Source organism: Antarcticirhabdus aurantiaca (genome assembly GCF_009765365.1).
GTDB classification, from domain to species: Bacteria; Pseudomonadota; Alphaproteobacteria; order Rhizobiales; family Rhizobiaceae; genus Antarcticirhabdus; species Antarcticirhabdus aurantiaca.
Map to the genome: position 1 here is coordinate 114651 of NZ_VTOM01000005.1, position 14833 is coordinate 129483.

The window sequence follows — 14833 nt, forward strand, 5'->3', positions numbered from 1 at the left end:
GGTCTGTTTGTTCGTCGTTCGAAACCCGCGCCCCGAAGGTCAGGCGGGCACGTCGTATTCGGCCTGCTTGCCCATGTCGGGGTGGACGGTCGGCCCCTTCTGGCGCAGCGCCTCGCGGAAGTGCGTCGCGACGGGCATGCCGTTCTCCGCGATGCGCACCTCGACGAGGTAGGGGTCGACGATGCGGTTGGCCTTGAACTCGGCCTGACCGCGCGCTTCGAGCTCGGCTGCGGCGTCCGCGTCGTCGGCAACCGCCGCCTTGCCCGGCTCGGGGGTCCAGCCGCCGTCCTTCGCGGCGAACACCACCTCGCCGTCGAGGAGGTCGTTGGCGACGAGGATCACGGGGAACTTCGGCCCCTTCTTGTTGACCTTGGCTTCGGCCATGGGATCAGACCTCGTCGGGAATGGTGAGTTCCAGACCGTCCAGATCGTCGGTCCAGAGGATCTGGCAGGACAGGCGCGAGGTCGGCTCGATCACGGGCAGCTCGTCGAGCTTGTCGAGTTCGTCCTCGCGCGGCGGGTGGAGCCGGTCGGCCCATTCCTTGGCGACCACGACGTGGCAGGAGGCGCAGTCGAGCCCACCCCCGCAGATGCCCTCGATGCCGACGCGGTAGTCGCGCAGGATCTCCATCACGCGCCAGCCCTCGACGGCTTCCAGCTCGTGGCGCTTGCCCTCGCGGTCGGTGACGCGGATCACGCTGGCGGGCTCGGGCTGGGCTTGGCTCATGAATGGTCTTCCCGGTTGCGAACGCGACAAAGGCAGCCGACGGCGCTTGACGTCCAAGGCACCGCGACCGCGCATGTCGGTTCTCAAGTGGCTCATAGATAGTCCGGCGGCCACCGTTCCGCCGCGCCGGGCTTTGCCTTTGCTCGCATCAGAGCGAAACAAATTCCTGCCGCGGCCGCGGCAGGGAGTGGAATCGTTCCAAGGCCTTGGTCAAGCCCTTAAGGCAGCCTCAGATCGCCTCGCCCTGAAGCAGCCGCGGCGAGGCCCCGCGCGTCGTGCCGGCCGCCTGCGCGATGAAGAAATCCTTCAGCCGCGGCGCCCGGTCGACGAGCGACAGGCCGAAGGACCGCACCGCGCGAAGAAGGTCGTTGTCGTTGGAGAACAGGCGGTTGAGGATGTCGGTGGTAACGCCGAGCTGCACCGTGTCGAAGCGGCGCCAGCGCTGGTAGGTTTCCAACGTGTCGAGAGAGCCGACGTCGAGGCCGAGGCGCGCGGCCTCGACGACGACCTCGGCCAGCGCCGCCGCGTCCTTGAAGCCGAGGTTGAGCCCCTGGCCGGCGATCGGATGGATGCCGTGCGCCGCGTCGCCGGCAAGCGCCACGCGCGGGCGCACGAAGTCGCGGGCGAGCGTCAGGCCGAGCGGGAAGGCGCGCCGGCCCCCTTCCAGGCTCACCGCGCCGAGCTTGTGGCCGAAGCGCTTCTCCAGCTCGATCTCGAACAGCATCTCGTCGCAGGCGACCAGCCGCTCCGCCTCGCGGCGCGACTCGGTCCAGACCAGCGAGGAGCGGTTGCCCTTAAGCGGCAGGATGGCAAAGGGACCGGCCGGCAGGAAGTGCTCCTCCGCGCGGCCCTCGTGCGGGCGCTCGTGACGCACCGTCGCGACGATGCCGGACTGGTCGTAGTCGGTGTGGACGGTGCGGATGCCGGCCATGTCGCGGATCTTCGAGCGCACCCCGTCGGCCGCGACCAGGAGGCGCGTCGCGATCGTCTCGCCCGCCGCCACGCCGCCGAGGCGCACGTCGAGGTGGGCGGGCGCCTGCGCGATCGAGGCGACGGGCGAGTCCTGCCGGATGGCGACGCCGAGCGCCTCGGCACGCGACCGGAGCGCGCCGATCAGCGCCTTGTTCGGCACCATGTGGGCGAAGGGCTCGCCGGGGCGCACCTCGCCGCCGAAGGTGAGGAAGACGGGGCGCACGGGCTCCGACAGGCGCGAGTCGGTGACGATCATCTCGGTGATCGGCTGGGCCTCGTCCTTGAGGTCGCGCCAGACGCCGAGTTGATCGAGCATGCGCGAGGCGGCGGCCGCGATCGCCGAGGCGCGCTCGTCGCGCGCGTGGACGCCGGCGGGCGCGGCGTCCACCACCAGCACCTCGAGCCCGGGCGCCGCGTCCTTGATCGCGACGGCGACCGACAGGCCGACATAGCCGGCGCCGGCGACGACGACGTCGGCGCGAACGGACGGCGCGCTCGGCGAGGGGAGCGTGGCGTTCGGCGAAGAAGTGTCGGACATCGGCTCGGCCTCGCGCAGAAGAAGGATCGGATCTCGGGCGGAACGTCGGCGTTCCGGCATCCGAGATAGGCGCGCATGGCGGCCGGGGCAACGAGGGCGCGATTGACGCGACCCGCCGGCGGATGGTCAATGCCGCCTCGCATTTTACGTAAGACGTCACGAAGTCGAGGAGACCGCCCATGGATCCCACCGTCAGCAAGCTTCTCGACACGCTGGACCTCGAGCGCATCGAGGAGAACCTCTACCGCGGCCTCAGCGCCGATCCCGGCTGGCAGCGCGTCTTCGGGGGGCAGGTGATCGCGCAGGCGCTCGTCGCGGCCCAGCGCACCGTGCCGCCCGAGCGCACCTGCCACTCGCTTCACGGCTACTTCATCCTGCCCGGCGATCCCTCGGCCCCCATCGTCTACCAGGTCGCGCGCCTGCGCGACGGCGGCTCCTTCACCACGCGGCGCGTCGAGGCGATCCAGCACGGGCGGGCGATCTTCACGCTCGCCGCCTCCTTCCAGGTCGCCGAGGACGGGCTTTCCCACCAGTCCACCATGCCGGAGGTGCCGGGTCCGAACGAGACGGGGCTCGGAGGCGAGGGGGCGAAGGCGCTGCTCGCCGGCGCCCCCGAGCCGGTGCGCCGCTACTGGGAGCGGCCGCGCCCGATCGAGATCCGCCCGGTCTCGCTCGATCACTACCTGTCCGACGCCAAGCTCGCGCCGGAGCAGCGCGTCTGGATGCGCGCGGTCGCCGACATCGGCGACGATCCCGCGCTCAACCAGGCGGTGCTCGCCTACCTCTCGGACATGACGCTTCTCGACACCTCGCTCTTCGCGCACGGGCTCTCGGTGTTCGACCGGCGCATCCAGGCCGCGAGCCTCGACCACGCCATGTGGTTCCACGAGCCGGTCAAGGTGTCGGACTGGATGCTCTACGCGCAGGACAGCCCCTTTTCGGGGAGGGGGCGCGGGCTGACGCGCGGTTCGATCTTCACCGGCGACGGCCGGCTCGTCGCCTCCGTTGCCCAAGAAGGCCTCATTCGCCTCAAAGATAGGCAGGTCACCTGAGGCGCCTCGTCGCCTGAGCCCTGGTGCTCCAGGCTGACGCCTCGTTTTTGATCACGATTACAACCGTTCGCCGCGATCTCTTCGCGGTCGAGCCACCGCGTCGCCGCATTTGGCACGCGGCTTGGATGTGTGAGGGCAGTGGCCGGCGGGACAGGGGGTTCCGTCGGCGGGGACGGCGACGGTCCGAAAGGTCCGTCCCGCCAATGCTCCGAGGATGTCCATGAAAATCGTGATGGCGATCATCAAGCCATTCAAGCTCGACGAGGTGCGCGAAGCGCTGACGGCCGTCGGGATCCAGGGCCTGACGGTGACCGAGGTGAAGGGGTACGGCCGTCAGAAGGGCCACACCGAGATCTACCGCGGCACCGAATACGCCGTGAGCTTCCTGCCCAAGCTCAAGATCGAAGTGGCCGTGGCCGCCGACACCGTCGACCGCGCCGTCGACGCCATCGCGGCAGCCGCCAAGACCGGCCAGATCGGCGACGGCAAGATCTTCGTCTTCGGCATCGATTCCGCCGTGCGCATCCGCACCGGCGAAGTCGACGTCAACGCGCTCTGAGGGGACCAGCCATCACCATGCGACTTATGAAACTTCTGCCGTCGACCCTTCTGGCGACGGGCTTCCTCGCCGTCTCAGCCTTCGCGCAGGACACCGGCATCGCGCCGGCTCCCGAGGCCGTGCCGGCCGCCGCCGCGGATGCCATGGACAAGGGCGACGTCGCCTGGATGCTGACCTCCACGGCGCTCGTCCTGTTCATGATCCTGCCGGGCCTGGCGCTGTTCTACGGCGGCCTCGTGCGCGCCAAGAACATGCTCTCCATCCTCATGCAGTGCACCATGATCACTGCCGTGATGATCATCCTCTGGGTGCTCTACGGCTATTCCGTCGCCTTCGGCGACGCGCCGAGCGCCTTCTGGGGCGGTTTCGGCAAGGCGTTCCTGGCGGGCGTCGATCCCTCCTCCATGGCCGCGACCTTCACCAGCGGCGTCGTCATTCCGGAATACGTCTTCATCGCCTTCCAGATGACCTTCGCCTGCATCACGCCGGCCCTGATCGTCGGCGCCTTCGCCGAGCGCATCAAGTTCTCGGCCGTGATCGCCTTCACCGTGCTCTGGGCGACCTTCTCCTACTTCCCGATCGCCCACATGGTCTGGGACTCTGACGGCCTGATCTACGGCTGGGGCGCCCTCGATTTCGCCGGCGGCACCGTGGTCCACATCAATGCCGGCATCGCAGCGCTGGTCGGCGCGATCCTGATCGGCAAGCGCACCGGTCTTGGCCGCGACAACATGGCCCCGCATTCGATGACGCTCACCATGGTCGGCGCCTCGATCCTGTGGGTCGGATGGTTCGGCTTTAACGCCGGCTCCAACCTCGAGGCCAACGGCGGCGCGGCGCTCGCCATGGTCAACACCTTCACGGCGACGGCCGGCGCCATCGTCGCCTGGGCGCTCATCGAGAACTTCGCCCGCGGCAAGGCCTCGATGCTCGGCGCGGCGTCCGGCCTCGTCGCCGGCCTCGTCGCGGTGACGCCGGCGGCCGGAACGGTCGGCCCGGTCGGCGCCATCGTGCTCGGCGCCGTCGCCAGCGTGGGCTGCTACTTCTTCGTGGCGGTGGTGAAGGAGAAGGTCGGTTACGACGACTCGCTCGACGTCTTCGGCATCCACGGCATCGGCGGCATCATCGGCGCGGTGGGCACCGGCATCTTCACCGCCCCCTCGCTCGGCGGCACGGGTGCGGCGGCCGGCGCGGACTACGCCATGGCTGCCCAGACGATGACGCAGATCTGGGGCGTTCTCGTCACGATCGTCTGGTGCGGCGTCGTGTCCCTGATCGCCTACAAGATCGTCGACCTGACGATCGGCCTGCGCCCGACCGTCGAGGCCGAGCGCGAAGGCCTCGACCTCACCTATCACGGCGAGGCGGCCTACCACAGCTGAGCCGCGGGCGGGCCGCGCCTCCGTCCCCTTTGTCGCGAGAATACCAAGCGGGCGGTCCTTCGGGGCCGCCCGCTCGGCGTTTCCAAAGCCTTTCCGCCCGCCGTTCCGGCGCTGCGGCGGGTGACGATCCCTTAAGCTTAAACGGCCTTTAACTGGCGCGCCTTATGGTGGGGCCAGGACTTGGGGTGGGGCGCGGCTCGGCGCTTCCGCCGGCGAATCGCAGGTGAAAGGTGGCGTGGCATGGCGTCGACGGCGTTGAAGGATGAGGCGCGGGACAAGGGTCTGCTGCGGCGCCAGGGCGAGGTCGCGGGCGGTGTCGCCCTGGCCGGTCTCGCCGCATGGCTCGGCGTGGCGCTCGCCACCTGGACGGTGAGCGACCCGTCCTTCAGCCACGCCAATTCCAACGAGGTGCAGAACTGGGCCGGACAGGCCGGCGCCAGCGCCGCCGACCTCCTGATGCAGCTCTTCGGCATGGGCGCCGTGCTGTTGGTCGCCCTGCCGGTGATCTGGGCCGCCTTCCTGTTCTTCGGCCGCCCGGCCGAGGGCATCTGGCGCCGGGCCTGGTTCGCGCTCGGCGGCACGGTCCTGTTCTCGGCGGTCGCCGGCTGCATCGACCTGCCGGCCGGCTGGCCGCTGCCGATCGGCCTCGGCGGCATCGCGGGCGACGTCGTTCTGAAGCTCCCGGCAGCCCTCCTCGGCGACTTCCCTTCGGGCCTCTTCGCCTACGTCCTTGCCGCCGTCATCGCGGTTCCCGCGACGTGGCTGTTCCTGAACGGCGCGGGCATCATCGACCGCGACCGGCCGCAGGCGCGCCTGCGCGGCGCCGCCGAAGCGGGCGACGAGGCGGAAAGCCGCCTCGCGCTCGTGGCGGGCGCCTGCGTCCACCACTTCTATTCGGTGCGCGCCGCCGTGTCCCGCCGCATCGCCGAGGAGCGCGAGCAGCTCCGCCAGGGCGAGTTCGGCAACCGCTTCGACAGCTGGGAGCCGGAGGAGGAGGTGTCCGCCGACACCCGCTTCGCGCCGCCCAAGCCCCCGCGCGCCGCCCAGCACCGCGACATCCGCGTCGCCGAGCCCTACGCGGCGCCCGCCAGCGCCTATGTCGACCCGCTCGACGGCTTCGAGGCCGAGGACGAGGCGGACTTCCCGCCCGCCTATGCCGCTCCGGCCGTCCAGCCGCACCACGCCGCGCCCGCCGCCTCGGCCTTCCGCGCGCCGCTCGCCCGCGCCCCGATGAGCGTGCCGGCCCAGACCGCCGCCGTGTCCGCCGCCTTCGTCGCGCCTGCCGCCCGCCGCGAGCCGTCCTTCGCCGAGCCGGCCGCCGCGCCGGGCGCGGCCTTCACCGCCGACGACTGGTCGCGCGGCGCCGCGCTCGCGGCGCAAGCCGACTGGTCGGACGAGGCCGAGGCCGACGCGCAGATCCAGGCCCGCGCGGCCGAAGCGCCGTTCGCCCAGGATCCCTACGACGACGGCGCCGCCGAAGCCGAGCGTGCCTTTGAGGGCCACGAGGCTTACGAAGCCTACGAGGACCAGGAGGCCGGCCGTGCCGCCCCCGTCGCTTACGACGACTACGAGGAAGCGCGCGAGGAGGAGGCGGAGGCCGACTTCGTTCTCGAAGCGTCCGACCGGGTCGTCGCGGCAGGCGGCGGCGTCCAGGCCGAGCCGGCGGCCGTCGGCGGCTGGCGCGGCCTCCTCCAGAACAACATCGTCGCCTTCCCCGGCCGCAAGGAGAAGGGCGCCGCGCCCGAGCCCGCCATGCGCGCCGCGCAGGGCCCCGCCGCGCCGCGCATGCCGGCGGCTCCCGCCGCGCAAGCCGGCCACGCCACGGCCGTGCGCCCGGCCGCCCCGCCCATGGCGCCGGCCGCCGCCTCGACCGTCTCGGCCGAACAGCAGCGCCTGCGCACCGGCTCGGGCCGCGCCCCGGCCCAGCGCTCTCTCGTTTCGGCCTACAACGCGCCCTTCGAGCTGCCCTCGGTGGAGTTCCTGACCCAGCCCAAGCCCCGCGGCCGCGACTCCACCCTGTCGCCCGAGGTGCTGCAGGAGAACGCGCGCCTCCTGGAAGGCGTGCTGGAGGACTTCGGCGTCAAGGGCGAGATCATCGAGGTCCGTCCCGGACCGGTCGTGACCCTCTACGAGCTGGAGCCCGCGCCCGGCATCAAGTCGAGCCGCGTCATCGGCCTCGCCGACGACATCGCCCGGTCGATGTCGGCGATCGCGGCCCGCGTCGCCGTGATCCCCGGCAAGAACGCCATCGGCATCGAGCTGCCCAACCAGCGGCGCGAGACCGTCTACCTGCGCGAGATGATGGCGGCCGAGAGCTTCGCCCAGAACAAGGGCAAGCTCGCGCTGACGCTCGGCAAGACCATCGGCGGCGAGCCGGTGATCGCCGACCTCGCCAAGATGCCCCACCTGCTCGTCGCCGGCACCACGGGCTCCGGTAAGTCGGTGGCGATCAACACCATGATCCTGTCGCTGCTCTACCGGATGACCCCGGCGCAGTGCCGCCTGATCATGATCGACCCGAAGATGCTGGAGCTGTCGATCTACGACGGCATCCCGCACCTCCTCACCCCCGTCGTCACCGACCCGAAGAAGGCGGTTGTCGCCCTGAAATGGGCGGTGCGCGAGATGGAGGACCGCTATCGCAAGATGTCGAAGGTGGGCGTGCGCAACATCGACGGCTTCAACGAGCGCGTGGCCTCCGCCATCGAGCGCGGCGAGACGATCTCGCGCACGGTGCAGACCGGCTTCGACCGCGAGACCGGCGAGCCGGTCTTCGAGACGGAGGAGTTCGACCTCCAGCCGCTGCCCTACATCGTCGTCCTCATCGACGAGATGGCCGACCTGATGATGGTCGCCGGCAAGGACATCGAGGGCACGGTCCAGCGCCTCGCCCAGATGGCCCGCGCCGCCGGCATCCACGTCATCATGGCGACGCAGCGTCCCTCGGTCGACGTTATCACCGGCACGATCAAGGCGAACTTCCCGACCCGCATCTCCTTCCAGGTGACGTCCAAGATCGACTCGCGCACGATCCTGGGCGAGCAGGGCGCCGAGCAGCTCCTCGGCCAGGGCGACATGTTGTTCATGGCCGGCGGCGGGCGCATCCAGCGCGTCCACGGCCCCTTCGTCGGCGACAACGAGGTCGAGGCGATCGTCAACCACCTGAAGGCCCAGGGCGTGCCGGACTACCTCGACGCGATCCTCGTCGACGAGGACGAGGAGGCCGACGCCCCCGCCGCCGGCGGCAAGAACGGCGGCGGCGCATCGGGCGACGTCGATGAGGGCGCCGACCTCTACGACCAGGCGGTCGCCGTGGTCCTGCGCGACGGCAAGGCCTCGACCTCCTACGTCCAGCGGCGCCTCGGCATCGGCTACAACCGCGCGGCGTCGATCATCGAGCGGATGGAGAAGGAAGGGATCGTCGGCCCCGCCAACCACGCGGGCAAGCGCGAGATCCTGGTGCCGACCGAGGAGGCGATCTGATCGGCCGGTTCGACGACGACGAAAAGGGGGCGGCGACGTCCCCTTTTTCCGTTCACGATGCCGCGGGCGGCCCTAATACCGCCCTGAGCTCTACCTACATGTTGTCGAAAGGCCCGCGCCGGGTCGCACGGTCCGGCAGAACGAGGCCGCACCCCGCGAAGGGCGCTCCAGAAGAAACGGATTTCCCCTATGAGGCTCACCTCCCTGTTCCGCTCCCGCCTTGCCGGCGCCGCGCTTCTTCTCGGAGCCGCCGCCGCGTCCGTCCTGCCGGCGAGCCTCGCCCATGCCCAGGCGGCCGGCGCGACGGCCCAGGCCATCGCCGATCACTTCGCCACCATTCCCTCCATGTCCGGCAACTTCATGCAGTTCGACCCGAACGGGCGTCAGCTGGAGGGCAAGTTCTACATCGAGCGGCCGGGCAAGGTGCGCTTCGACTATTCGGGCGCGCCGCTCCGCGTCATCTCCGACGGCAAGAACGTCGCGGTCAACAACCGCAAGCTCAACACCTGGGACACCTATCCCTTGTCGAAGACGCCGCTGAAGCTCCTGCTCGACCAGCGCATCGACCTGTCCGCCGCCAACATCCAGAGCGTCAAGGAAGCGCCCGACCTCACCACCATCGTGATGGGCGACAGCTCCATCTTCGGCAATTCGCGCATCACCATGATGTTCGACCCGAAGTCCTACGAGCTCAAGCAGTGGACGATCCGCGACGCGCAGGGCAAGGACACGACGGTGATGATCTACGACGTCCAGACCGGACGCGACATCGAGAACAGCGCCTTCGCGATTCCCTACACCGCCATCGCGCAGGGGCAGACCAACCGCCGCTGAGGCGCGGGGGGCGAGGAGGCCGCGCTTAGGCTCAGCCGCCCTCGTCCTCGTCGTCCGCCATCGAGGGCACAAAGAAGCCGAGGAGGTGCTTCAGCGTCTCCTCGGGCGCCTCCTCCACCAGGAAGTGGCCGGCATCGACGGCGGCGCCCTCGACGCTGTCGCACCAGCGCCGCCAGATCGCCAGGGGATCGCCGCCCTTCGCCACGCCGTAATCGGCGCCCCAGATCACGAAGGTCGGCGCCTGGATCCGCCGGTGGGCGGCGCGGTCCTCCTCGTCGATCTCGCGGTCGATCGTCGCTCCCGCGCGGTAGTCCTCGCAGGCGGCGTGGATATGGCCCTTCTGGCGAAAGGCTGCGCGATAGTCATCCAGCGCATCGTTGGAGAAGGCCGAAAGGTCCTTGCGCTTCGTCCAGCTCCTCAGCGTGTGCTCGAGATAATAGACAGGGTCGGCCGCGATCAGCGTTTCGGGCAGCGGCTCGGGCTGGGCGAGGAAGGGCCAGTGATAGGACTTGATCGCCGCATTCGCGTCCATCGCGTCCCAGACCTCGACCGTCGGCAGGATGTCGAGGAGGGCGAGGCGTCCCACCCGCTCGGGATAGTCGAGCGCCATGCGGTAGGCGACGCGCGCGCCGCGGTCGTGCCCGCAGGCATGGAAGACGCGATGGCCGAGATGGGACATGACGGCCACCATGTCGCGCGCCATGGCCCGCTTGGAATAGCTGGAATGATTGCGCTTCTCGCGGTCGCGCGGCGTGTCGGAGCGGCCGTAGCCGCGAAGGTCGGCGACCACCACGGTGAAGTGCCCGGCCAGCCGAACGGCGGCCTCGGCCCACATGGCGCCGGTCTGCGGATAGCCGTGGAGCAGCAGCAGCGGCGGCCCCGAGCCGGCGATGCGGCAGAAGATCGCCGCGCCGTCGCCGTCGACGAACCGTTCCTCAAAGCCTTCGAACATTTCCGCGCCTCCGCTCGACCGTTGGCCAAACGATAGGCGTGACCGTGCCGGAGAAAAGCCCGAAACCGCGCGCCAAAGCACGCGGAGAGTGCAGCCCCGCGCACTTTGCCGGGAGGCGCGCTCGATCCGGCGCCGGCAGGACACTCCAACCAGGCGACGCGGACACGACATGGCGATCGACGAGGCCAAGGCCAAGGTGGTGCAGCGCTGGCTGGGCAGGAGCCCTCAGCGCCTGGCGCCCGCCGAGCAGCGGGTTCTGGAAAGCGCCCGCCAACACTCGACCATCGCCGCCGACACCAACATCCAGTTCGAGCGCGAGGCGAGCTTCGGCGACCGCGTCGCCGACCGGATCGCTGCGGTCGGCGGCTCCTGGAGCTTCATCATCGGCTTCTTCATCTTCCTGGCCACCTGGGTCGCGGGCAACACCATGCTCCTGGCGCGGGACGCGCCCGACCCCTATCCCTTCATCTTCCTCAACCTCGTCCTCTCGATGATCGCGGCCTTCCAGGCGCCGATCATCATCATGTCGCAGAACCGCGCGTCCGACCGCGACCGGCTCGAGGCGCGGCACGATTACGAGGTGAACCTCAAGTCGGAGATCGAGATCCTGGCGCTGCACGAGAAGCTCGACGCCCTGCGCGCGGCCGAGCTCGCCCGGATCGCCGGCCTCATGGAAGACGTCGCGGCGCGTCTGGAGCGGCTCGAAGCCCGGCGGCCCTAGCCGTCCGCCCGGTGGCAGACGGCCTCGACGCGGTTGCCGGCGGGGTCGAGGAGGAAGGCGGCGTAGTAGTGGGGATGGTAATGCGGCCGCAGGCCCGGCGCGCCGTCGTCCGTGCCGCCCGCGAAAAGGCCGGCGCGGTGGAAGGCGTCGACGGCCGCGCGGCTTCCGGCCTTGAAGCACCAGTGCCGCCCGACGACCATTCCCGCCGGACCGGGGCGGACCGACAGGTAGGCGCGCTCGGGATGGTCGGCGTCGGCGCGTTCCCCGTAGCCGAGCCAGTCCGGCTCGGCGCCGACCTTGGGGATGCCGAGGGCCGCCGTCACGGCGTCCCAGAAGCGCTCGGCGGCCGCCAAGTCCTTGCCGGCCGAGATCGAGACGTGGTCGAGCACGGGGGGCGCCGCCTCACTCGGCCGCGGCGAGCGCGGCCTCGGCACGGTGCTCGGCGTGGCGCGCCGGCGAGGGGAGGGTGCCCGGCACCAGGATCTCGCGGCCGACGTTCCGGATGTCGCGATGGCCGCAGAGCGCCATGGTGACGTCGAGCTCCTTGCGGATGATGTCGAGGCACTTGGTGACGCCCGCCTCGCCGTCGGCGCCGAGGCCGTACAGGAAGGCGCGGCCGATCATGACCCCCTTGGCGCCCAGCGCCACGGCCTTGAGGACGTCCTGGCCGGAGCGCACGCCCCCGTCCATCAGGACCTCGATCCGGTTCCCCACCGCCGAGACGATGTCGGGAAGGGCCGAGATCGAGGACACCGCGCCGTCGAGCTGCCGGCCGCCATGGTTGGAGACGACGATCGAGTCCGCGCCGGTCTCGGCCGCCTTCTCAGCGTCCTCGGGGTCGAGGATGCCCTTGAGGATCAGCGTGCCGCCCCATTCGTCGCGGATGCGCTTGACGTCGTCCCAGGACAGCGCCGGGTCGAACTGCTCGGCCGTCCAGGAAGAAAGCGAGGACAGGTTGGAGACGCCCTTGGCGTGGCCGACGAGATTGCGGAAGGTGCGCCGCTGCGTGCCGAGCATGCCTAGGGACCAGCGCGGCCGGATCGCCATGTCGAGGATGTTCTTCACCGTCAGCTTCGGCGGGGCCGTCATGCCGTTGACGATGTCCTTGTGGCGCTGGCCGAGGATCTGGAGGTCGACGGTCAGCACCAGCGCCGAGCAGCCCGCCGCCTTGGCGCGGGCGATCAGCGAGGACGAGAACTCGCGGTCGCGCATGACGTAGAGCTGGAACCAGAAGGGCTTGGTCGCGTGCTCCGCCACGTCCTCGATCGAGCAGATCGACATGGTGGAAAGGCAGAAGGGCACCCCCGCCTTCTCGGCCGCGCGCGCGGCGAGGATCTCGCCGTCGGCGTGCTGCATGCCGGTGAGGCCGGTGGGCGCGAGGGCGACGGGCATCGAGGCCGGCTGGCCGGCGATCGTGGTGGCGAGGGTGCGGTCGCGCATGTCGACGGCGACGCGCTGGCGCAGCTTGATCGCGGCGAAGTCGGCCTGGTTGGCGCGATAGGTGCTCTCCGTCCAGGCGCCGGAGTCGGCGTAGTCGTAGAACATCTTCGGCACGCGCCGCTTGGCGATGACGCGCAAATCCTCGATCGTGGTGACGGGCCGGGCCATGGCGATGGGCTCTCCTCCTGGCCGCCGGCCGCAGTCTTCGGCGGCGCGGCGGAAGCCTTTCCTATAGCGGGGGTGCCGGGGAAAGCGAAGGCGCATCGGAACGGGGCGGGGCCGAGGTCCGGGCCTGCGACCGGATCCAGTCGCGGAAGGCGCGCATGGCCGGCGTCGGTTCGCGCGACTGGAGGCGCGCCAGCCAATAGCCGCCGAGAACCGTGGAGACCGCGAAGGGCCGTTCCACCGCGCCCGCGTCGAGCTGCCGGGCGAACATGGCGGGCGGCGCGAGCGCGACGCCCGCGCCCTGGAGCGCCGCTTCCATCATGGCGAGCGAGGAATCGAAGACGGGACCGCTGACGAGACGCGGCGGCGAAACGCCCGCCGCCGCGAACCAGCGCGGCCACTCGTCGCTGCGATAGGAGCGCAGGAGCGTTTCGCCGAGGAGATCGACCGGCTCGCCGAGGCGCGCCGCGATGCGCGGCAGGCAAAGCGGCGAGAGCGGCGCCTCGAAGAGCGCCTCGGCCTCGATCCCGTGCCAGGCGCCGCCGCCGAAGCGCACGGCGAAGTCGAGCCCTTCCGCCGCCATGTCGACGCGGTTGTTGTTGGTGGACAGGCGCAGGTCCACGAAGGGGTGGTTCTCGGCGAAGTCGGGCAGGCGCGGCAGGAGCCAGCCGACCGCGAAGGTGCCGACCGCCCCGACCGCCAGGACCTCCCGCGGCCGGCCCGCGCCGAAGCGCTCCAGCGTGTCGGCCACCCGGTCGAAGGCCTCGCGCAGCACCGGCAGCAGCGCCTCGCCCTCCTCGGTGATCATGAGGCCGCGCGGCAGGCGCTTGAACAGCGCAACGCCGAGCCGCTCCTCCAGCCGCTTCACCTGGTGGCTGACGGCGGCCTGGGTGACGCAGAGCTCGATCGCCGCGCGGGTGAAGCTGAGGTGGCGCGCCGAGGCCTCGAAGGCGCGCAGCGCGGTGAGGGGCAGGTAGGGTCGGACCATGGATGCCCCGGGGCGGCTCGCTCGGGGCCCATGCCCCAATCCAATTCATGGCTCCCGGGAGATAAGCTCGTTTGTGGCGTCTTGGCGGCCGTCCTATCCCGAGAGGGTCCAATTTTCAGGAGACCTGACGATGCACCTGTCCCGACGCCGATTCTCCGTCATGCTCGCCGCGCTTCCCGCGGCCGCCTTGCTTCCGTCCAGGCTTCGTGCCGAGCCTCAACGCGACGCGCTCGCCGCCCAACTGTCCGAGATCGAAGCGGGTCTCGGCGCCAGGCTGGGCGTGTCGATCCTCGACACGGGCAGCGGCAAGCGCTGGGAGCACCGCGCGAGCGAGCGCTTTCCCCTCTGCTCGACCTTCAAGGCGCTGGGCGCCGCGGCGGTTCTCGCACGCGTCGACACGGGCGAGGAGAGCCTGGATCGCCGCGTCCGCTTCGCGGCGAGCGACCTCGTGACCTATTCGCCGGTGACCGAGACGCAGGCCGGCGGCGCGGGCATGACGATGGCCGAAATCTGCCACGCGGCGGTGACGCGCAGCGACAACACGGCCGGGAACCTCATTCTGAAGAGCCTCGACGGGCCCGCCGGCTTCACCCGCTTCCTGCGCTCCATCGGGGACGCGCAGACGCGTCTCGACCGCTGGGAAACGGAGCTCAACGACGTGCCGCCGGGCGATCCGCGCGACACGACGACGCCCGCCGCCATGACGGACAGCCTCGCGCGCGTCGTCCTCGGCGACGTCCTGTCGCCGGCGTCCCGCGAAACCTTGAGCGGCTGGCTCGTCGCCAACACCACCGGCGACAAGCGGCTGCGCGCCGGCCTGCCGAAGAGCTGGCGCGTCGGCGACAAGACGGGAACGGGCGACCGGGGGGTCGCCAACGACGTCGCGGTGATCTGGCCGCCGACCGGCGCGCCGATCGTCGCGAGCGTCTACATCGCCGACACGACCGCGTCGCTCGACGCCCGCAACGCCGCCTTCGCCGAGATCGCGGCGGGTCTGACGGAGGCCCTGAAGGGCTGAGG

Annotated in this window: 14 protein-coding genes; 7 read left to right on the top strand and 7 right to left on the bottom strand. The window is 70.6% G+C overall.

Annotated features, from left to right (window positions below):
• Positions 1 to 39: 39 nt before the first annotated feature.
• The 3 genes from FZN60_RS07635 to FZN60_RS07645 form a co-directional block, all read right to left on the bottom strand.
• Entirely contained in the window at positions 40 to 384 is a 345-nt protein-coding gene (locus FZN60_RS07635) for a DUF2849 domain-containing protein (protein WP_158872774.1), read from the bottom strand.
• 4 nt (positions 385 to 388) lie between these two features.
• Entirely contained in the window at positions 389 to 727 is a 339-nt protein-coding gene (locus tag FZN60_RS07640; protein ID WP_158872776.1) for a 2Fe-2S iron-sulfur cluster-binding protein, read from the bottom strand.
• Between the two features lie 229 nt (positions 728 to 956).
• On the bottom strand, positions 957 to 2237 hold the full coding sequence (locus FZN60_RS07645) for a ubiquinone biosynthesis hydroxylase (protein WP_158872778.1): 1281 nt from the start codon (positions 2235 to 2237) through the stop codon (positions 957 to 959).
• Between the two features lie 179 nt (positions 2238 to 2416).
• Here FZN60_RS07645 and tesB point away from each other — a divergent pair, with 179 nt between their 5' ends.
• The 5 genes from tesB to FZN60_RS07670 all read left to right on the top strand — a co-directional run bounded on the left by tesB (position 2417) and on the right by FZN60_RS07670 (position 9547).
• Positions 2417 to 3289, top strand: coding sequence for an acyl-CoA thioesterase II (tesB, locus tag FZN60_RS07650; RefSeq protein ID WP_158872780.1), 873 nt, complete (start codon positions 2417 to 2419; stop codon positions 3287 to 3289).
• Positions 3290 to 3509: 220 nt separating this feature from the next.
• Positions 3510 to 3848: a P-II family nitrogen regulator gene (locus FZN60_RS07655; protein WP_158872782.1), complete on the top strand. Its 339-nt coding sequence runs from the start codon at positions 3510 to 3512 to the stop codon at positions 3846 to 3848.
• Between the two features lie 17 nt (positions 3849 to 3865).
• A complete protein-coding gene (locus FZN60_RS07660; protein WP_158872784.1) occupies positions 3866 to 5230 on the top strand; it encodes an ammonium transporter in 1365 nt (454 codons plus the stop codon).
• A 240-nt stretch (positions 5231 to 5470) separates the two neighbouring features.
• On the top strand, positions 5471 to 8713 hold the full coding sequence (locus FZN60_RS07665; RefSeq protein ID WP_158872786.1) for a DNA translocase FtsK: 3243 nt from the start codon (positions 5471 to 5473) through the stop codon (positions 8711 to 8713).
• 189 nt (positions 8714 to 8902) lie between these two features.
• Entirely contained in the window at positions 8903 to 9547 is a 645-nt protein-coding gene (locus FZN60_RS07670; RefSeq protein WP_158872788.1) for an outer-membrane lipoprotein carrier protein LolA, read from the top strand.
• A 31-nt stretch (positions 9548 to 9578) separates the two neighbouring features.
• Here the strand turns inward: FZN60_RS07670 and FZN60_RS07675 are convergent, their stop codons facing one another.
• Entirely contained in the window at positions 9579 to 10499 is a 921-nt protein-coding gene (locus FZN60_RS07675; protein WP_158872790.1) for an alpha/beta fold hydrolase, read from the bottom strand.
• A 169-nt stretch (positions 10500 to 10668) separates the two neighbouring features.
• Here FZN60_RS07675 and FZN60_RS07680 point away from each other — a divergent pair, with 169 nt between their 5' ends.
• The gene (locus tag FZN60_RS07680; RefSeq protein WP_158872792.1) at positions 10669 to 11220 is read left to right on the top strand and encodes a DUF1003 domain-containing protein; all 552 of its coding nucleotides are present in this window, start codon (positions 10669 to 10671) and stop codon (positions 11218 to 11220) included.
• Here FZN60_RS07680 and FZN60_RS07685 read toward each other — a convergent pair.
• From FZN60_RS07685 to FZN60_RS07695, 3 genes are all read right to left on the bottom strand, one after another.
• Complete coding sequence (locus tag FZN60_RS07685; RefSeq protein WP_158872794.1) at positions 11217 to 11609, bottom strand: VOC family protein; 393 nt, start codon at positions 11607 to 11609, stop codon at positions 11217 to 11219. The genes FZN60_RS07680 and FZN60_RS07685 overlap by 4 nt on opposite strands.
• Positions 11610 to 11622: 13 nt before the next feature.
• Positions 11623 to 12828 carry an alpha-hydroxy acid oxidase gene (locus FZN60_RS07690; RefSeq protein ID WP_158872796.1) on the bottom strand — a complete coding sequence of 402 codons (1206 nt, stop codon included), beginning with the start codon at positions 12826 to 12828 and terminating at the stop codon, positions 11623 to 11625.
• Between the two features lie 61 nt (positions 12829 to 12889).
• The gene (locus FZN60_RS07695) at positions 12890 to 13813 is read right to left on the bottom strand and encodes a LysR family transcriptional regulator (protein ID WP_158872798.1); all 924 of its coding nucleotides are present in this window, start codon (positions 13811 to 13813) and stop codon (positions 12890 to 12892) included.
• A gap of 130 nt (positions 13814 to 13943) precedes the next feature.
• Between FZN60_RS07695 and bla the strand changes: the two genes are divergently transcribed.
• The gene (gene bla / locus FZN60_RS07700) at positions 13944 to 14831 is read left to right on the top strand and encodes a class A beta-lactamase (RefSeq protein ID WP_158872800.1); all 888 of its coding nucleotides are present in this window, start codon (positions 13944 to 13946) and stop codon (positions 14829 to 14831) included.
• Positions 14832 to 14833 lie beyond the last annotated feature (2 nt).